12 protein-coding genes are annotated in these 18,524 nt (G+C 73.1%); 7 read left to right on the top strand and 5 right to left on the bottom strand.

The window, feature by feature from the left end; genetic code table 11:
• Nucleotides 1–112 precede the first annotated feature (112 nt).
• The 3 genes from ACIQ9P_RS14525 to ACIQ9P_RS14515 all read left to right on the top strand — a co-directional run bounded on the left by ACIQ9P_RS14525 (nt 113) and on the right by ACIQ9P_RS14515 (nt 2,246).
• Nucleotides 113–925 carry a helix-turn-helix domain-containing protein gene (locus ACIQ9P_RS14525; protein ID WP_402354847.1) on the top strand — a complete coding sequence of 271 codons (813 nt, stop codon included), beginning with the start codon at nt 113–115 and terminating at the stop codon, nt 923–925.
• Nucleotides 922–1,122 (top strand): DUF397 domain-containing protein, encoded by a 201-nt coding sequence (locus ACIQ9P_RS14520; RefSeq protein WP_402354845.1) that lies wholly within the window; start codon nt 922–924, stop codon nt 1,120–1,122. Before ACIQ9P_RS14525 ends, ACIQ9P_RS14520 begins: the two co-directional genes overlap by 4 nt.
• A gap of 347 nt (nt 1,123–1,469) precedes the next feature.
• Entirely contained in the window at nt 1,470–2,246 is a 777-nt protein-coding gene (locus ACIQ9P_RS14515; protein ID WP_402354843.1) for a MarR family transcriptional regulator, read from the top strand.
• A gap of 320 nt (nt 2,247–2,566) precedes the next feature.
• Here the strand turns inward: ACIQ9P_RS14515 and ACIQ9P_RS14510 are convergent, their stop codons facing one another.
• The 4 genes from ACIQ9P_RS14510 to ACIQ9P_RS14495 form a co-directional block, all read right to left on the bottom strand.
• Nucleotides 2,567–3,064, bottom strand: a complete 498-nt coding sequence (locus ACIQ9P_RS14510; RefSeq protein WP_402354841.1) for an ATP-binding protein — start codon at nt 3,062–3,064, stop codon at nt 2,567–2,569.
• Nucleotides 3,065–3,242: 178 nt separating this feature from the next.
• The gene (locus tag ACIQ9P_RS14505; protein ID WP_402354839.1) at nt 3,243–4,514 is read right to left on the bottom strand and encodes an Ig-like domain-containing protein; all 1,272 of its coding nucleotides are present in this window, start codon (nt 4,512–4,514) and stop codon (nt 3,243–3,245) included.
• A gap of 177 nt (nt 4,515–4,691) precedes the next feature.
• Nucleotides 4,692–5,981 carry an Ig-like domain-containing protein gene (locus ACIQ9P_RS14500; RefSeq protein ID WP_402354837.1) on the bottom strand — a complete coding sequence of 430 codons (1,290 nt, stop codon included), beginning with the start codon at nt 5,979–5,981 and terminating at the stop codon, nt 4,692–4,694.
• A gap of 176 nt (nt 5,982–6,157) precedes the next feature.
• Nucleotides 6,158–7,615, bottom strand: coding sequence for an Ig-like domain-containing protein (locus tag ACIQ9P_RS14495; RefSeq protein WP_402354835.1), 1,458 nt, complete (start codon nt 7,613–7,615; stop codon nt 6,158–6,160).
• A 239-nt stretch (nt 7,616–7,854) separates the two neighbouring features.
• Here ACIQ9P_RS14495 and glgX point away from each other — a divergent pair, with 239 nt between their 5' ends.
• The 4 genes from glgX (at nt 7,855) to ACIQ9P_RS14475 (ending at nt 14,847) form a co-directional block, all read left to right on the top strand.
• On the top strand, nt 7,855–10,113 hold the full coding sequence (gene glgX, locus ACIQ9P_RS14490; protein WP_402354833.1) for a glycogen debranching protein GlgX: 2,259 nt from the start codon (nt 7,855–7,857) through the stop codon (nt 10,111–10,113).
• A 152-nt stretch (nt 10,114–10,265) separates the two neighbouring features.
• Nucleotides 10,266–12,119, top strand: a complete 1,854-nt coding sequence (locus tag ACIQ9P_RS14485; RefSeq protein ID WP_402354831.1) for an ABC transporter ATP-binding protein — start codon at nt 10,266–10,268, stop codon at nt 12,117–12,119.
• Nucleotides 12,116–13,969, top strand: coding sequence for an ABC transporter ATP-binding protein (locus ACIQ9P_RS14480; RefSeq protein ID WP_402354829.1), 1,854 nt, complete (start codon nt 12,116–12,118; stop codon nt 13,967–13,969). Before ACIQ9P_RS14485 ends, ACIQ9P_RS14480 begins: the two co-directional genes overlap by 4 nt.
• A gap of 125 nt (nt 13,970–14,094) precedes the next feature.
• A complete protein-coding gene (locus ACIQ9P_RS14475; RefSeq protein ID WP_402354827.1) occupies nt 14,095–14,847 on the top strand; it encodes a class I SAM-dependent methyltransferase in 753 nt (250 codons plus the stop codon).
• A 64-nt stretch (nt 14,848–14,911) separates the two neighbouring features.
• Here the strand turns inward: ACIQ9P_RS14475 and glgP are convergent, their stop codons facing one another.
• Nucleotides 14,912–17,575, bottom strand: coding sequence for an alpha-glucan family phosphorylase (gene glgP, locus ACIQ9P_RS14470; RefSeq protein ID WP_402354825.1), 2,664 nt, complete (start codon nt 17,573–17,575; stop codon nt 14,912–14,914).
• Nucleotides 17,576–18,524: the final 949 nt, after the last annotated feature.

Below are 18,524 nucleotides of genomic sequence, written 5' to 3'. Positions count from 1 at the left end.
TTCGGCCATTTCACGTCCAGGTAACGAGGTGGGGGCATAGCCTCGGGAGTTCCAGCCGAGGTACACCGGTGAGGTGACCCGCCGGTCGACCGCACACGATGGGGGTCCGAGGATGGGCGCGCCCGCGCAGCCGCCGATGGCTTGGAAGTACTGCGGAGACCAGATCAAGCGGTGGCGCGCCCAAGCGGGGGTGACGAGGGAGCAGTTGAGCCGCGCGGCCAACTACGACATCGAGAGCGTGCGGTCGATGGAGGCGGGGAGGCGCAAGCCGTCGCTGAAGCTGCTGGAGACGGCGGATGAGCTGTGCGACGCGCGGGGCCTGCTGGTGGGAGCGCAGGAGTACCTCAAGCCCGAGAAGTTCCCGACCTATTCGCAGGGATACACCGACGCCGAAGCAAGAGCCATCGCGATCAATTGGTACGAGGGTCTCCTCATCCCTGGACTTCTACAGACCGAGCAGTACGCCCGCGAGCTGCTGAGTCACAGCTGCCCGCCGCTGGACGACGAGACAGTCGATGCCCGAGTCGCGGCACGGCTGGAGCGGCAGGAGAAGTTGCAGAACTCTCCGACGGTGATGTTCGGATTCGTCATCTATGAGGCGGCCTTCCGCTCCATGGTCGGTGGGCCGGACTGCATGCGCCCCCAACTGCATCACCTGATCGAGGCGGGACAACTCCGCAATGTCACAGTCCAAGTGTTGCCCATCGGCCGTGGCGCCTATACGGGGCTCGGAGGCTCGCTGATCCTCTTGGAGTCCCCGGAGCACGAGCATTTCGCCTACATCGAAGGCCAAGAGACCGGAGTGCTCTACGCCGACTCGAACAAGGTGAGTGTCCTGACTCGGCGCCATGGCATGATCTGCTCGCAGGCCCTCGGAGTCGAGGATTCTGCGGCGTTCATCGAGCAGGTGGCGGAGGAGCTTTGAGCGATCGCGGCAACTGGACCAAGTCCAGCTACAGCAACGACCAAGGGGGCGCCTGCGTCGAAGTCGCTGCCTCCCCCTCCTCCGTCCTCGTGCGGGACTCCAAGGACAAGGCCGGGCCCCGGCTCTCCTTCTCCCCCTCCGCCTGGGCGGACTTCGTCGCGTTCGCGGCCGAAGCTCAGGCGCCGGAAGGCGAGTGACTTCCATGGGAACGGGTGGGTAACCACCTCCCACCCGCCCAGCCAACTGGCCTTCCGGCCAGCCCATATGACTTATCGTCACCGTTCGCCACGGTGTGCCGCGAGCATGTAGCGTGCGGCTCGGACGAAACAACCCCCGCCGGTGCTACCAACACCGAACGGGGGTCTGACCTTCACGATCGAAAGCAGTCGATCCTGTGGCTACCCACGACTTTAGCTCCATCACGCTCCCTCCCGGGCCGGAACTCGCCTCCCCGGGCTACGGAAAGCGCCACGCCCCCGGTGAACTCCCCCGGGAGGCCCGAGACTTCGCACACCTGCCCGTTCGCGAGGCGTACCTCGCCAGCATGATCGACCGCTTCCCCGAGGGCGCGGCGATGGACGTGAAGTCCCTCGCCGCCTTCAACCCGCTCTACGGGCAGCAGGCCGTCCGCACCGCACTCAACAACCTCTCCACGGCCGGCCACCTCCGCCGGGTCCGGGAGCGAGTCGGCGCCGACCGCTCCCAGTGGGTGTTCCGGACGTACTTCTCCCGCACGCCGCGCGGTGATGCCTGGTGGAACCACTTCATCGCCACCGGCGAGGCCCTGGCCGAGGAGCGCCCCGCCGAGCGGTCGACCGACGTGCAGCCCCCGCCTCCCCCGGCGGACGACCCCGAGCCGCACCACTCCCCCGCCCACCGCGCGCTGGCCGGCCTCGGCCGCGCCGACCACCGGCTCGCCCTCTCGGCCGCCGACTGCGCCGCCCTGGAGCCGCTCGCCGCCGAGTGGCTGGCCCGGGGCGCCACGGCGGAGCTGTTCCGGACGGCGATGACGGCCGGACTCCCGCCGGAGGTGCACAGCCCGGCCGCGTTCACCCGCCGTCGGCTGGTCGACAAGCTCCCCCCGGCGCGCCCGGTACAACCCGACGCCGTCCCGCCCGGGACCCGCCTCGCCGAGTGCACCGACTGCCGGGTCCCGGCCCGGCCGCCGGCCCTTCTCGGCGGCCTCTGCCGGGCCTGCCGGGCGGGCGGCAGGTCGTTCGCCCCGCCACCGCCCGCGCGTCTGCCCGCGACCGCCGTCCGTCGGCACGCCGCCCGGGCCCGGGCGGCCCTCAAGACCGGCCAGAATTCGTGTCGATCATGAATAATCTCAGGCGCTGACGTGAACCTGTGCAAATTCCGAAGGTGAACTAAGTTACAAACCTTCCATTCGAAGCCATCCGGTTTGCCCACATGCTGAGATCCATGCGATAGTCGAAGCGTTCGAGGGTGAACGTCAGCGACTGACGGAGCCCCCCGGGCAACGATGACTTCGGCCCGCCCGACCTGGCACGGCCGACACCCATCGCACGGCACGCACCCCCTTGGCCGCGCGATGACCTGCAAGGGCCCCCACCGCCGGACCACGGCGATATCGGGGGCCCTGCGTGTTTCCCGGCCCGACCGAGCCCGGTCCGGTCCGACTCAGACCCGCTCGCGGACCTTCAGTTCGAACCAGACGCCCTTGCCGCGCGGCAGCAGGTCGGCGCCCCAGCGGTCCGCCAGGTCGTCGACCACCTGGAGCCCGCGCCCGCGCTCGGTGGCGGGCAGCGGCTCGGCGAGGATCATGCACGGGAGCGCCCGCGAGGAGTCCCTCACCTCGACCCGGAGCCAGCCCGGCTTGCGCACCACCTGGAGCCCGATCGTCCGCCCCGCGGCGTGCCGCACGGCATTGGCGACCAACTCGCTGGTGAGTAACTCGCACACCTCCAGGTGCTGGTGCAGCTCCCAGGCGCCGAGGACCGCGAGCACCAGTCGGCGCGCCACCGGTCCGGTCTCCGGCCGGGACGGGAGCCGCACCTCACCCGGCGTCGTCCGGTCGCACAACCGGCCGGCGTACAACCGCTCCAGCTCGTCGCAGCTGAGCCGTTCCAGCGCCGCCAGGGAGTCCTGGAACGACCCCCACGACGCTTCGGCGACCAAGCTGGAACCCGGAATCGATGACTGATCTGTTTCGCCCCAACCCGCCATGCGCCCCATCATTGCGGAACGCAAGCGGCCGCGTACGGACAATGAACAAACGATCACTACTCTTTCGGCATATGCCGGGTGCAACCCGAACCCGCGTTCGCAAAGCCCGGGTCGCCGCCCCGCCGAAGTCCTACCAGGCGCTCCAGTCGACGTTCCAGCCGCTGAGGCCGTTGTCCGGCGCGACCTGCCCGCGGGTGGAGTTCCGCACCGTGACGACGTCCCCGATGATCGAGCCGTCGTAGAACTGCCCCGCCGAGGTGGCCGCCCCGCCGCCCTTGACGTCCTTCAGGCCCACGCAGCCGTGGCTGACGTTGTCCTCGCCGAAGGCGTTGCTCCAGTAGTTGCCGTGCACGTAGGTGCCGGAGTCGGTCAACCGCATGGAGTGCGGAACCTGCAGGTCGTAGGGGTCGCCGGTCATCCCGGGCAGGGTGCTGGACTGCATCCGCACCACGCCTTCCTTGGACATCACGACCATGGTGCCGTTCCAGGTCGGGTGCTCGGTCGAGCCGGAGGTGATCTCCACGACCGAGCTCTGCCCGTCCCGGTCCACCGTCATCCGGTGCGTCTTGGCGTCAACCGTCGAAATCTGGGATCGCCCGATAGTGAAGGGCTCGTCCCGGTCCACACCCCCGTAGACGCCCGGCGCGATCTCCACGCTCTTCAGCCGGTACTTCACGGTGACCTTGGTGCCGGGGTTCCAGTACTTCTCCGGACGGAAGTCCAGCCGGCGGTTGCCGAACCAGTGGCCCTTCAGCACGGTGCCGTCGCTGGTCTCGAAGGAGATGCCCCGGGCCACCGTCTCCTTGTTCTTCACGTCCTTGTCGAAGGCGACCGAGACGATCATGCCGACGCCGTAGGTGGCGTTGTCCTGGATGTTGTCGCTGGCCTTCGCCTCCCGCTCGGGCGTCAGCGTGGTGAAGCTGCTGTCGGCCGAGGCGACCACGCCCCCGGCGTCCGCCGCCAGCGCGCTCACCTGGTAGGCGGTGCCGACGGCCAGCGGGCCGGAGGGGCTCCAGCTCGCACCGTCCGCGGCGAGGGTGCCGGCCACCTCCTTGCCGGTCCGGTCGCTCACCTTGACCGTGGTGAGCTTCCCGCCGGACACCGCGACCTTGAGCGAACCGTCCGGGGCGACGTCCACGGCGCCGCTCCTCGGCTGGATGTCCACCACGGCCTGCGAGACCTTGGGCGCGGCGGCGGTGGCGGCTCCGGTCGCGGCGGCCGGGGCGGCGGCCTGCCCAGCGGCCGGCGCGGCGGCCGACGGGACCCCCGCGGTCCCGTCGGCCCCCAGCTCGGCCCTGGCCGCCGTCCCGCCGCCGGTACCGCCGCTCCCGCCGCAGGCGCTGGTCAGCACCAGCGCCCCGCCGACCAGTCCCGCGGCCACCACCTTGCGTATCGACTTCACCGTCGTCCCCCTCGTTCGTGTCACGGTGTTCGCCCTTTACACGCGCTGTACCCGGGAAAGGTTGCGCCGTTCGGGGGGGCATCGGCCCCGGAAACGCGACCGGCCCGACCCCAACGAGTGAGGATCGGGCCGGTGGTGGCGGTTCCGCGACTGGCGGAGGCTACCGAGGGGTAGGGCCTACCAGTTCGCCCAGCCGATGTTCCAGCCGCCCAGGCCGTTGTCGGGGGAGACGACCTTCTCCTTGGAGTTCTTGATGGTGATCACGTCACCGATCATCGAGTCGTTGAAGAACTTGCCGGCCACCGAGGCGTCGCTGCCGCCCTTCTCGTCCTGCATCGAGATGCAGCCGTGGCTGGCGTTGGTCTTGCCGAAGGGGTTGGCCCAGTAGTTGCCGTGCACGAAGGTGCCCGAGTTGGTCAGCCGCATCGCGTGCGGCACGTCCGGGATGTCGTACTCGCCGCCGAGGCCGACGGTCTGCGAGTTCATCCGGGTGACCTTCTCCTTGGACATCACCACCATGGTGCCGTTCCAGGAGGGGTTCTTCTCGTCGCCCAGGGTCACCGGCACGGTGTGGCTCTCGGCGCCCCGGGTCACCGTCATCTGGTGGGTGGCCGAGTCGGCCACCGAGACCTGGGAGCGGCCGACGGTGAACGGCTCGTCCTTGTCGATGTCGCCGTAGACGCCCGGCGAGACCTCGACGTTCTTCAGGCGGTACTTGATGACGACCTTGGTGCCCGGGTTCCAGTACTTCTCGGGGCGGAAGTCCAGCCGCTTGGTGCCGAACCAGTGGCCCTTCACGGTGGTGCCGTCGCTGGCCTCGAAGGTGATGCCCTGGAGGACCGCGTCCTTGTTCTTGACGTCCTTGTTGAAGACCACCGAGACGATCATGCCGACGCCGTAGGTGCCGTTGTCGGCGATGTTGTCGTTGGTGGAGATCTTCTTCGCCGGGGTCAGCGTGGTGAACGAGGTGGTCGAGGCGGCCACCAGGCCCTCGGCGTCGGTGGCCTGGGCGTTCACCTTGTACGCCATGCCGACGGCCAACGGGGCGCTGGGCTTCCAGCCGCTGCCGTCCGCGGCGATGGCACCCGCGACCGGCTTGCCCTCCTTGTCGGTCACCTCGACCGCGGTGAGCTTGCCGCCGGTCACCCCGACCTTGAGCGCGCCGTCCGGGGCGACGTCCTGGGCGCCGTCCTTGGGCTCGACGTTCACCACGGCGGCCGAGGTCTTCGGCGCGGCGGAGCTCTGGGCCGGCGCCGGCGTCCCCCCGGTGCCCGTCGCCCCGGCGTCCGCGGCGCCCGCGCTGGCGGTCGTGTCGCCGCCGCCCCCGGCCTTGTCGTCGCCCCCGCTGTTGCAGGCCGCGGTGAGCAGCAGCACCCCGCCCATCGCCAGCGCCACCGCACCTCGGCGCGCACGACGGCTGATGGCAGTGGTACGTATCGCGGCGTCGGCCGCCCTAACCTGCTTCACGGTCTTTCCCCTCCCGGTGTCCATCACTGTGGACGCGCTGTTGCCCGGACGGGTTGCACCGGACCGGCGGTCTTCTGCGCCGGGCTTCGGCGCGGCAAGCAGGATAGCTGGGCCGATCGGGTGAATCCTGGGAGGGCTGCCGGTGAACAGGGGTGAAGATCGTCCGCCACCGCCCGTCAGGGCCTGGCCCCGGGGGACGGTGCCGGGGGGACGGCCGGGGGAGCACCCGCCGGAAGGCCCGGGGACGGGCTCGGCGCCGGGGCCCGCGAGGCGCTCGGCGACACGCTCGACGCCACCCCCGGGGACGGACCGACCGACGGAGCGGCGGACGGGGCAGCGGCCGGGGCGGACAGGGCGGACGGACCGGCCGAGGGGCCGGCGGCCGGCCCGGCGGACGGGGTTCCGGAGGGGCTCGCGGCCGACTGGAGGGCGCTCCCGGCCACCCACTGCGCCCAGGGCAGATTCCAGCCGTTCAACCCGTTGCTCGGCGGCACCGCGTCCCCCGTCGAGGCTTTGACCTCCAGCACGTCCCCCGGGATGGTGTGCTCGAACAGCCAGCCCGCCGGCGTCTCCCCGCTCGCCCCGCCCTTGGCGTCGGCCAGGCCGATGCAGCCGTGGCTGGTGTTGGCGGTGCCGAACACCGACGGGTTGGCCCAGTAGTTGCCGTGCACGAAGGTGCCCGAGTTGGTCAGCCGCATCGCGTGCGGCACGTCCTTGATGTCGTACTCGTCGCCCATCCCCACGGTCTGCGAGTTCATCCTGGTCACCCGGTACTTCTCGGACACCACCAGCACGCCCCGGTAGGTCGTGTGCTTGGCGTCCCCGCCCGACACCTTGAGGACGCGCACCACCCGGCCGCCCTGGCCGGCCCGGACGGTGAGGGTGTGGGTGTCCAGGTCGACGGAGGAGACCTGGGCCCGGCCGACGGTGAACCGGACGTCCTTGTTCTGGGTGCCGAACTCGCCCGGGGCACCCTGGACGTCCTTGAGCCGCAGCGCGACCGCCACCTTGGTGCCCGCCGCCCAGTACCCCCGGGGCCGGAGGTCCAGCCGCTGGTTGCCGAACCAGTGCCCGGCCACCTCCACCGGCGGATCGGCGGTCACCGCGACCGCGCGCTCCACCGCCGCCCGGTCGGTCACCGGTCGGCTGAACCGCAGCGAGACCGGCATCCCCACCCCGACCGTGGAGCCGTCCTCCGGGGTGAAGAAGGCGACGAAGGTGTGCGCCCGCGCCACGGTCGAGAAGTCGGCGTGCTGGACCGCCCGCTGGCCCTGGTCGTCCTCGGCCACCGCGTCCAGGGTGAACCTGGTGCCCAGCGGCAGCGGGCCGTCCGGCGCCCAGCCGGTGCCGTCGGCGGAGAGCGTCCCGGGCACCTCGCCGCCGCGGGTGTCGGCCAGCCGCACGGACACCAGCCGGCCCTGGGCGACGCTCACCCGGACCGGGCCCTCGGGCGGCAGGTTCTCGGTGTCGTCGGCGGGCAGCGCGGTGATCGACGCCCGGGAGACCACCGGCGGAGCGGACGGCTCCGCCCGGGCGGCGTCCGCGCTCGTGCTGCCCGGCGCGCCGCCGGCGCCGGAGCACCCGGCCAGCACGGCCAGGCAGCAGCCCGCCGCCGCCAGCCGCCGAACCCACATCCGTCCTCGGGGCCGCATCCCGGGGCCTCCCGCCGTAGCCGTCCGATACCCCGCACAACGAGGGCGGTCCCGGCAGGACACGCCGACACGCCGGGAACCCCCACCCCGACGGCCCAGCACCGGGGCCGCGCCCGGACGCCATCCGCCGGTAAGACGGTGTTCAGCCGCTTCCGTCCGGTGCGATCAGGGAATGAGACACCGCACGGGGTCCGGGACACCCCGCCAGGGAGGGCACCGCCATGGCGTCAGGGCAGGAGTCGGCGGCCGCCGTGCGCGCGCACGCCCCCGCGACCGTCAACGGGCACCGCGCGTACCGGCACCCCGACGGGCGGCCGGGCGGTGAAGCGCCCTGGCCGGGCAGCCGGCTACCGCTCGGCGCGCGCTTCCACCCCGGCCCGGACGGCCGCCCCGGCACCAACTTCGCGCTCTGGGCCGGCGGCGCCGAGGCCGTCGACCTCTGTCTGTTCGACGAGGACGGCCGCGAGAGCCGGCTGCGCCTCACCGAGCAGGACGCCCACACCTGGCACGGCTTCGTCCCCGGTGTCCTGCCCGGTACCCGGTACGGCTACCGGGTGCACGGCCGCTGGGACCCGTGGACCGGCGCCCGGTGGAACCCGGCCAAACTGCTGCTCGACCCGTACGCCCGGGCGATCGACGGCGGCTACACCGCGCACGACGCGGTCTGCTCCGCCGTCCGCAACTGGCCCGAGGCCGAGGTCGCCGACACCGTCCGGGACAACCGCGACTCCGCCCCGTACGTGCCCAGAGCCGTGGTCGTCCGGGACGACGACGACTGGTCCGACGACCACCGGCCGAAGACCCCCTGGGCCGAGACCGTCCTCTACGAGCTGCACGTGCGCGGCTTCACCCGCCGCCACCCCGACGTCCCGCCCGAGCTGCGCGGCACCTACGCCGGACTCGCCCATCCGGCGGCGATCGCCCACCTCACCGGCCTGGGCGTCACCGCGGTCGAGCTGCTCCCGGTCCACCACCACGTCAGCGAGGACCACCTCCAGGCCCGCGGCCTCGTCAACTACTGGGGCTACAACACCGTCGGCTACTTCGCCCCGCACGCCGGCTACTCCGCCGCCGGCTCGCGCGGCGGCCAGGTCGGCGAGTTCAAGCGGATGGTCCGGGCCCTGCACGCCGCCGGCATCGAGGTGATCCTCGACGTCGTCTACAACCACACCGCCGACGGCGCCGAGCTCGGCCCCGCGCTGCTCCTGCGCGGCATCGACAACGCCGGCTACTACCGGCTGCCGCCCAACCGCCCGCGCGGCTACGCCGACTACACCGGCTGCGGCAACAGCCTCGACACCCGCCGCCCCCAGGTGGTCCGGCTGATCACCGACTCGCTGCGCTACTGGGTGCACGAGATGGGCGTGGACGGCTTCCGCTTCGACCTCGCCGCCACCCTCGCCCGCGGCGCCGACGGCGGTGTCACGATGGAGCACCCGCTGCTCTCCGCCGTGTCCCAGGACCCGCTGCTCAGCCGGGTGAAGCTGATCGCCGAGCCCTGGGACGTCGGCCCGGGCGGCTACCAGGTGGGCGGGTTCCCGCCGCCCTGGGCCGAGTGGAACGACCGCTACCGCGACACCGTGCGGGACTTCTGGCGCGGCGCCCGGCCGGACGTCCGGGAGCTCGGCTACCGGCTCTCCGGCTCCTCCGACCTCTACCAGCGGGACGGCCGGCGCCCGTACGCCTCCGTCAACTACGTGACCGCGCACGACGGTTTCACCCTGCGCGACCTCGTCTCCTACGACCGCAAGCACAACGAGGCCAACGGCGAGGACAACCGGGACGGCACCGACGACAACCGCTCCTGGAACCACGGCGCCGAGGGGGAGGGCGACGCCGGCCCCGCCGTCACCGCCCTGCGCCGGCGCCAGCTGCGCAACCTCACCGCCACCCTGCTGCTCTCCGCCGGCGTCCCGATGATCACCGCGGGCGACGAGTTCGGCCGCACCCAGGGCGGCAACAACAACGCCTACTGCCAGGACAACGAGGTGAGCTGGCTGGACTGGTCGCTGCTCGACGACCCGGCCTGGCGGAGCCTGTACGACTTCACCGCCCGACTGGTCCGGCTCCGCCGCGAGCATCCGGTGCTGCGGCAGCGGGCGTTCTTCTCCGGCCGCGCCACCGCCCCCGGCGGCCTCCCCGACCTGGCCTGGTTCACCCCGCTCGGCAAGGAGATGACCGAGGCCGACTGGTTCGCGCCGACCGCCGCCGTGGGCATGCTGCTGGCCGGCACCGCGATGTCGGAACGGGACCCGTGCGGCCGCCCACTGCTCGACGACAGCTTCCTGCTGCTGCTCAACGCGGGCCCCGAACCGGTCCCCTTCGTCCTGCCCGGCACTCCCGGGGCGGCCGACGGCACCCGCTACGAGACCGTGGTCGACACCGCCGCGGCGGACGGCGGCCCCGCCGGGCGGCACCGCCCCGGCGACCCGGTCCCGCTCGGCGCCCGCGCCCTGCACCTGCTCCGGGCCGTCCCCTGACCGGTCCCGACCCGGGCGTCCCCACCCCCGCCGTCCCCACCCCCGTCCCCACCCCGGGCGTTCCCGACCGACGGCCCCACCTGGCCGGTTCTCGACGACAGGTCCGAAAAACCGGATGAGAAATGACGGCCGCCCGGCCTACCCTCACGGCGATGGCCGAGAACCAAGCCCCCGACACCGCCCCCGACCCGGAACCCGGCGCCGAGCCCGGCACCGGGCCGCCCGCCCCCCGCCGGTCGACGGTGCGCTCACTGCTGCGCCTGTGGCCCTACGTCCACCCGATCCGCGCCCGGCTGACCGTCTCGGTCACCGCCGCGATGCTCGGCGCGCTCAGCGCCCTGCTCGTCCCGACCGTCCTCGGCCGGATCGTGGACGGCCCGATCGCCGACCGCGACCTCGGCGGTCTCTGGGCCCCGGCGGCGCTGCTGCTCCTGCTCGGCCTCGCCGAGGCCGCCCTCTTCTTCACCCGCCGGGTGGTACTGGCCCGGCCGCTGGCCGGCGTCGAGACGGCGATGCGCGGCGACCTCTTCGCCAAACTCCAGCGACTGCCGGTCTCCTTCCACGACCGCTGGGGCTCCGGCCAGCTGCTCTCCCGCGCCACCTCCGACATGTACACCATGCGGCTGTTCCTGGCCTTCCCGCTGGTCTTCCTGATCGTCAACACGGTGACCTTCCTGGTCGGCACCGCGCTGATGTTCACCCAGGACTGGCGGCTGGCACTGATCGTGCTCGGTCCGGCCGTCCCGCTGCTGGTGCTGACCCGGCGCTTCGAGGCCGGCTACTCCGGCGCCGCCCGCCGCGCCCAGGACCAGAACGGCGACCTCGCCACCGTGGTCGAGGAGTCCGTGCTCGGCATCCGGATCCTGAAGGCGTTCGGCCGCCACCGCTCGATGGCGGAACGATTCCGCGAGCACTCCCGGCAGCTGCGCCGCACCGAGCTGCGGAAGGCCGGCCTGCTCGCCAACCTCTGGGCGGTCATCGTCGGCCTGCCCGAGCTGGCGCTCGGCTGCGCCCTCGCGGTCGGCGTCCACCTGGTCGCCCAGGACGAGCTGTCCGCCGGCACCCTGGTCGCCTTCCTGTCCACCGCGCTCGCGCTGCGCTGGCCGGTCGAGTCACTGGGGTGGCTGCTCGCCTACGCCAACGAGGCCGCCACCGCCACCGACCGCTTCTTCGAGGTGCTGGACGAACCCGAGGCGGAGGCCGCCGAGGCCCCCGCGGGCACCGCCACCGACCCGGCCGGCCCCCAGGACGGCATCCGGCTCACCGGCGTCCGGTTCCGTTACCCCGACGCCCCGGCCGACACCCCCGATCTGCTCCGCGGCGTCGACCTGCACATCCGCAGCGGCGAGACGATGGCCCTGGTCGGCGCCACCGGCAGCGGCAAGACCACCCTCACCGCCCTGCTCCCCCGCCTCTACGAGGCCACCGGCGGCAGCATCACCCTCGACGGCCGGGACATCCGCGAGTTCGACCGCACCCGGCTGCGCGAGCTGGTCGCGGTCGCCTTCGAGGAACCCACCCTGTTCTCCGCCACCGTCCGGGAGAACGTGCTGATGGGCGCCCCCGGCGCGGACGAGGAGCAGCTGCGCACCGCGCTCGCCACCGCCCAGGCGGGCTTCGTCGAGAAGTTGCCGGAGGGCGTCGGCACCGAGGTCGGCGAGCAGGGCCTCAGCCTGTCCGGCGGCCAGCGCCAGCGGCTCGCGCTGGCCCGCGCCGTGGTGGGAGATCCCGCCTTCCTGGTCCTCGACGACCCGCTGTCGGCGCTGGACGTGCACACCGAGGCGCTGGTCGAGCGCGCCCTGCGCCAGGTCCTCGCCGCCACCACCGCCCTGGTGGTCGCGCACCGGCCGAGCACGGTGCTGCTCGCCGACCGGGTCGCCGTCCTCGCCGAGGGCCGGATCGAGGCCGTCGGCACCCACCAGGAGCTGCTGCGCGACTCGGCCCGCTACCGCGAACTGATGTCGGGCGAGGCCGCCCTCGTCCCCGAGGGGAGCACCGCCCGATGACCACCACCGTCGAACCCGCCGCCGCGCGCACCGATCCGGACGCGCCGGACGAGGAGGAGCTGCCCGCCCCGCCGGCCGACGAGGAGGACATACCGGTCCCGCCCGGCGCGGCGCGCACCCTGCTGCGCTCGCTGCTCGGCCCGCACCGAGGCCGGATCGCCGCCGCCATGGCGGTGATCCTGCTCCAGCAGGCGGCGCTGCAGGCCGGCCCGCTGCTGGTGGCCTTCGCGATGGACCGGGGCATCCCCGCCCTGCGCGGGCACGACGCCGGCCCGCTGATCGCGGTGGTGGCCGCCTATCTGGGCTGCGCGGTCCTGGGCACCGTGCTCCAGTGGGCCTTCATCAAGATCAGCGCCCGGGTCAACCAGGACATCCTGCTGGACCTGCGCGGGCGGATCTTCCGGCACGCCCAGCGGCTCAGCCTGGACTTCCACGAGCGCTACACCTCGGGCCGGATCATCTCCCGCGCCACCAGCGACGTGGACGCGCTGCGCGAGCTGCTCTCCGAGGGCCTCCAGGAACTGCTGACGGTCTTCCTCTCGGTCTGCTCCATCTCGGTCATCCTGCTGGTGCTGGACTGGCGGCTCGGTCTGGCCTCGCTGGCCTCCTTCCTGCCGCTGTGGCTGATCGCCCGCTCGTTCCGGCGCCGCTCGCGCCGGGTCTACCGGCGTTCGCGGACCGCCGCGGCCTCGCTGATCGTCCGCTTCACCGAGACCATGAACGGCATCCGCCCGGTGAAGGCGTTCCGCCGCGAGCGGGCCAACGACGCGGCGTTCGGCGTGGTGAACCGGCAGTCGGCCACCGCCACCGCGGACGGCCTGCTGGAGATCGCCCGCTATGTCGGCCTCTCCCGCGGCACCGCCAATCTGTGGAGCACCGGCGTGCTGGTGCTCGGCGCCTGGCTGGTCACCGACGGCGCGGTCGAACTCGGCGTGCTGACCGCGTTCGTGCTCTACCTGCGGCGGCTGTTCGACCCGATCGACCAGCTGGCGATGTTCCTCAACAGCTACCAGTCGGCCGCCGCCGCCCTGGAGAAGATCGCCGGCCTGCTGGCCCACGAGCCGACCGTCGCCGAGCCGTCGGCGCCGAGGGAGCTGCCGGTCACCGCCGTGACCGGCCGGGCGGTGCGGTTCGAGGGGACGCGGTTCGCGTACCGCACCGGCAAGGAGGTGCTGCCGCCGTTCGACCTGGCACTGCCCGCCGGGCAGACCGTCGCCGTGGTGGGCGCGACCGGGGCCGGCAAGTCGACGGTGGCCAAGCTGCTGGCCCGGTTCTACGACCCGACCGAGGGCCGGATCACCCTGGACGGGGTGGACCTGCGCGACCTCGCCGGGCCGGAGCTGCGGCGCGGGGTGGTGATGGTGACCCAGGAATCCTTCCTGTTCTCCGGCACCGTCGCCGAGAACATCGCGATCGGCCGGCCCGGCGCCACCCGGGCCGAGGTCGAGGAGGCCGCCCGGGCGATCGGGGCGCACGCCTTCGTGACCGAGTTGCCGGACGGCTACGACACCGATGTGCGCAAGCGCGGCGGGCGGATCTCGGCCGGCCAGCGACAGCTGGTGGCCTTCGCCCGCGCGCTGCTCGCCGACCCGGCGGTGCTGATCCTCGACGAGGCCACCAGCTCGCTGGACGTGCCCGGCGAGCAGGCGGTGCAGCGGGCGATGCGCACGGTGCTGGCCGGACGGACGGCCGTGATCATCGCCCACCGGCTCTCCACGGTGGAGATCGCGGACCGGGTGCTGGTGATGGAGCAGGGCCGGATCGTGGAGGACGGCAGCCCGCGCGAGCTGATCGACGGCGCCGGCCGCTTCGCCCTGCTGCACCGGGCCTGGCGGGACAGCCTGGTCTGAGCCCCGCCCGCGACGCCGCCGCACACCTTCGCGGGTAATGGTCCATAGGCCCTTTCATCCATTACCGAAAGGGTCTATGGTCGTTCCAGGGCTTACCGCCCCCGGGTTCGCGAAGGGGAACGAGCATGGTCGACCGTCAGCACTGGGAGCAGTGGCAGCGCAGCTGGGACCGGCAGCAGGAGTGGTACCTGCCCGACCGCGAGGAGCGGTTCCGGGTGATGATCGACCTGGTCGGTGCCGTCACCGGCCCGGCCCCGCGCGTCCTCGACCTCGCCTGCGGCACGGGCAGCATCACCGAGCGCCTGCTCGCCCGGCTGCCCGGCGCCACCAGCGTGGGCGTGGACCAGGACCCGGCGCTGATGACCATCGCCCGGGGCGTGCTCGGCGAGGACGAGCGGTTCACCCTGGTGACCGCCGACCTCAAGGACCCGCGGTGGGCCGACACCCTGCCGCCCGGCCCGTTCGACGCGGTGGTGACCGCCACCGCCCTGCACTGGCTGCCCGCCACCGACCTGACCCGGCTCTACGCCGACCTGGCCGGGCTGCTCCGCCCCGGCGGGGTGTTCCTCAACGCCGACCACATGCCGGACCCGGCGATCCCGCTGCTCAACGCCGCCGAGCGGGCCCAGCGGCACGGGCGGCAGGAACGCGAGAAGGCCGAGGGCGTCCTCGACTGGGAGTCCTGGTGGCTCGCCGCCGCGGCCGACCCGCTGCTCGCCGACCAGGTGGCCGCCCGCAACACGCTGTACGGCTCGCACGCGGACGGCGAGTCGCACCCGGTCGGCTGGCACACCGAGCGGCTGGTGGCATCCGGCTTCGCCGAGGCCGGGGTGGCCTGGCGCTCGGTGGCCGACGCCATGGTGGCCGCCGTCCGCTAGGGGTTCTCCGGCGGGCGCCCGGCCGGGCGGGGCTCCGGTCCGGCCGGCGCCCCGCCCGGCGCGCTCAGCGCAGCAGCACCGCGTCCATCGCCGGCACCTCCGGCGGCAACGCCACCAGGCCCGGCTCGGCCGGCGAGGCCAGCCGGGGGTGCGCGGGCAGGACCCGCACCGTGTAGCCGAACGGCCCGGTGCGGTTCAGCTCCAGCGAGCCCTCGTACCTGGTCCGCCCGTCGAGGTCGGGCCCGCCGACCGGCTTGAGGGCGAACAGGCAGGCATCGGAGATCCGGTCCGACTCGTCCACCCGGCCGGAGACCACCTGGACCTCGACGTCGGCGGGCTCCAGCGGACCGAGGGTCACCTGCACCCGCAGCGCCAGGGCGCTGCCCAGCTCCTGCGCCTCGTCCGGGCAGTCCGCCTCGACGTGCTCCACCCGGACGGCCGGCCAGCCCTCCCGCACCTTGGCCTTCCACCCGGCCAGCTCCCGGGCCGCGCCGTACGCCCCGCCGTCGGCGAGTTCCCGCTGGGCCCGCGCGGCCGGGGCGTAGAGCCGTTCGACGTACTCGCGGACCATCCGGCCGGCCAGCACCTTGGGCCCGAGGGTGACCAGGGTGTGCCGGACCATCGCGATCCACCGGTGCGGCAGGCCGTCCGAGCCCCGGTCGTAGAAACGGCCGGCGACCTGGTCCTCGATCAGGTCGTAGAGCGCCGCGGCCTCGATGTCGTCGCGCCGCTCGGCCTCCCGGCTGTCCGGATCGAGCACACCGTCACCGGTGTCGGCGGTGGGGATCGCCCAGCCGTTCTGGCCGTCGAACCACTCGTCCCACCAGCCGTCCAGCACCGACAGGTTGAGGCAGCCGTTGAGCGCGGCCTTCATCCCGGACGTGCCGCACGCCTCCAGCGGGCGGAGCGGGTTGTTCAGCCAGACGTCGCAGCCCGGGTAGAGGTGCCGGGCCATCGCCATGTCGTAGTCCGGCAGGAAGACGATCCGGTGCCGGACGGCGGGGTCGTCGGCGAAGGCCACCATCTGCTGGATCAGCCGCTTGCCGCCGTCGTCGGCCGGATGGGCCTTGCCGGCCACCACGATCTGCACCGGCCTGGTCGGGTGCAGCAGCAGCGCGCGCAGCCGCTCCGGGTCGCGGAGCATCAGGGTGAGCCGCTTGTAGGAGGGCACCCGGCGGGCGAAGCCGATGGTGAGCACGTCCGGGTCGAGCACCGAGGAGACCCAGCCGAGTTCGGCCTCGCCCGCGCCGCGCTGGCGCCAGGAGGCGCGCAGCCGGTGGCGGACCTCGTCGACCAGTTGGGCGCGCAGGGTACGGCGCAGCTCCCAGACCTCGGTGTTGCCGATCCGCTCCAGACCGGTCCAGCGCTTGGTCTCGCCGGTGGTCATCGCCTCCTCGGCGCGGTCGGCGCCGATCTCGGCGGCGCCGAGCCGGACCACCGCGGGGTCGATCCAGGTGGCGGCGTGGACGCCGTTGGTGACCGAGGTGATCGGCACGTCCGCGGCCTCGAAGCCCGGCCAGAGGCCGTTGAACATCGAGCGGCTGACCTCGCCGTGCAGGGTGGAGACGCCGTTGGCGCGCTGGGCCAGCCGCAGGCCCATGGCGGCCATGTTGAACAGCTTGGGGTCGCCGCCGCGCCAGGTCTCGGCGCCGAGCGCGAGCACCTGCTCGACCGGGACGCCGGGCAGCGCGGTCTCGCCGCCGAAGTGCCGGGCCACCAGCTCGCGGTCGAACCGGTCGATGCCGGCCGGGACGGGCGTGTGGGTGGTGAAGAGGGTGCCGGCCCGGACCGACTCCAGGGCGGCCGCGAAGTCGAGCCCGGCGCCCGCGACCAGTTCGCGGATCCGTTCGACGCCGAGGAAACCGGCGTGGCCCTCGTTGGTGTGGAAGACCTCGGGCGCGGGGTGTCCGGTGAGCCGCTGGTAGGCGCGCACGGCCCGGACGCCGCCGACGCCGAGCAGCATCTCCTGCAGCAGCCGGTGCTCGCTGCCGCCGCCGTAGAGCCGGTCGGTGACGTCCCGCTCGGCGGGCGAGTTGGCCTCGATGCCGGAGTCCAGCAGCAGCAGCGGGACCCGGCCGACCTGGGCCTTCCAGATGTGCGCGGCCAGGGTGCGACCGCCGGGCAGGGCCAGGTCGACCCGGCTGGGCGTGCCGTCGGGCTCGCGCAGCAGGGTGACGGCCAGCTCGTCCGGGTCGAGCAGCGGGTACCGCTCCTGCTGCCAGCCGTCCCGGTCGAGGGACTGCCGGAAGTAGCCGTGCCGGTAGAAGAGGCCGACGCCGATGATCGGGACGCCGAGGTCGCTGGCGGCCTTGAGGTGGTCGCCGGCGAGGATGCCGAGGCCGCCGGAGTACTGGGGCAGCGCGGCGGCGATGCCGTACTCGGGCGAGAAGTAGGCGATGGCGGCGGGGGGCGGCACGGCGGCCTGCTGGGCCGCCGTCTGGTACCAGCGCGGGCCGGCCAGGTACTCCCGCAGGTCGTCGGCGAGGTCGCCGAGCCGACGCAGGAACCTGCGGTCGGCGGCGAGCGCGGCGAGCCGGGCGGCCGGGACCTCCCCGAGCAGCCGCACCGGGTCCTCGCCCGTCGCGGCCCACACGTCCGGGTCCACGGACCGGAAGAGGTCCCTGGTCTCGGGGTGCCAGGACCAGCGCAGGTTGAGGGCCAGCTCGTGCAACGGCTGGAGTTGTTCGGGCAGGACGGTGCGGACGGTGAATCTGCGGATTGCCTTCACGGCGTGAAGCGTAGCCGCGCCCGATGGCATGATGGTGCGTCAGTTGGGCTATTCGGCATCCGTTCGGCCTATTGGTGAGATCGCATTCGGCGCATTGGTCTGCACGGGGGGCGCACGAGGCGCACTTTCCGGGGCACCGCGCCACCAATACGTGAACGCGGCGGAACAGATCCATTTCGACCGGCGGGCCCGCGCCCGATCACCTCCGAAACTCCGGCCGGACCGGTGCGGAATCGGCGCCACCGGTGCGAGGATGAACCGCGGTCGTCGATGCTGCGGGGAGTGCGGAGACGGGTGGCGTTCTCCCGTGAAGCAGCACGTCCGAATCCTTTTCGTGTTGATCGTTCGTCATCCTGATTGGTCCATTCGGCGCCCATGGCGGACCGCCGCGTGTCCTCGCGATCATCCCGCTCGTTCACGGGTGGGTCGGGTCCTCCGGGGGCGCGCTCCGAGAGGCGTGCGCCGGGACGCGCGCGGGCTCTCGGGCCCTCCGCCAGGGGCTCGGCGGGAGCGGGGCAGGTTGCCCGGAACGACGGCGCGGGCAGGCTTCCGTTCGCAGGTCCTCCCCACCCAGCAGTCCTCCCGGTACTCCCCTGGCCCTGCCGGCCCGCGGGAGCTGCCGCCGATCTCGGGCAGGAGTTTGGCATGCACGGCGACACGCGGGACCAGTCCACACCGGTGGCGGACATCCTCGACGCAGCGGTCGCGGAATCCGCCGGACGGATGGATTCTGACGCTCGGACGGACCCGGCGATGCCGGGACCCCGGGGCGCCGGGGCAGACCGTTCGGAGCGACCGGACGAGCCGGCCCGACAACCCGGGGCCGAGGACAGCCGGACCGCCCCCGGCCCGACCGGGGCCGCGACCCCGCGCGGGCGCACCACCGCCCGCCGCGCCGCGAGCGCCTCCGAGCCCGCCACCGGCCGGGCCGGGGGCACCGCACCGGCCG

Origin of the sequence: Kitasatospora sp. NPDC094019, assembly GCF_044764505.1 — a bacterium.
Lineage (GTDB): Bacteria > Actinomycetota > Actinomycetes > Streptomycetales > Streptomycetaceae > Kitasatospora.
The sequence above is the reverse complement of the archived record's forward strand: the minus strand, read 5'-3'. Positions and strand labels throughout refer to the sequence as shown.

What these genes read in the sequence shown, in the direction of transcription:
- ACIQ9P_RS14525 (WP_402354847.1), top strand. Translation starts at nt 113, where the DNA reads ATGGGCGCGCCCGCGCAGCCGCCGATGGCTTGGAAGTACTGCGGAGAC.
- ACIQ9P_RS14515 (WP_402354843.1), top strand. Translation starts at nt 1,470, where the DNA reads ATGATCGACCGCTTCCCCGAGGGCGCGGCGATGGACGTGAAGTCCCTC.
- ACIQ9P_RS14495 (WP_402354835.1), bottom strand. Translation starts at nt 7,615, where the DNA reads ATGTGGGTTCGGCGGCTGGCGGCGGCGGGCTGCTGCCTGGCCGTGCTG.
- glgX (WP_402354833.1), top strand. Translation starts at nt 7,855, where the DNA reads ATGGCGTCAGGGCAGGAGTCGGCGGCCGCCGTGCGCGCGCACGCCCCC.
- ACIQ9P_RS14485 (WP_402354831.1), top strand. Translation starts at nt 10,266, where the DNA reads ATGGCCGAGAACCAAGCCCCCGACACCGCCCCCGACCCGGAACCCGGC.
- ACIQ9P_RS14480 (WP_402354829.1), top strand. Translation starts at nt 12,116, where the DNA reads ATGACCACCACCGTCGAACCCGCCGCCGCGCGCACCGATCCGGACGCG.
- ACIQ9P_RS14475 (WP_402354827.1), top strand. Translation starts at nt 14,095, where the DNA reads ATGGTCGACCGTCAGCACTGGGAGCAGTGGCAGCGCAGCTGGGACCGG.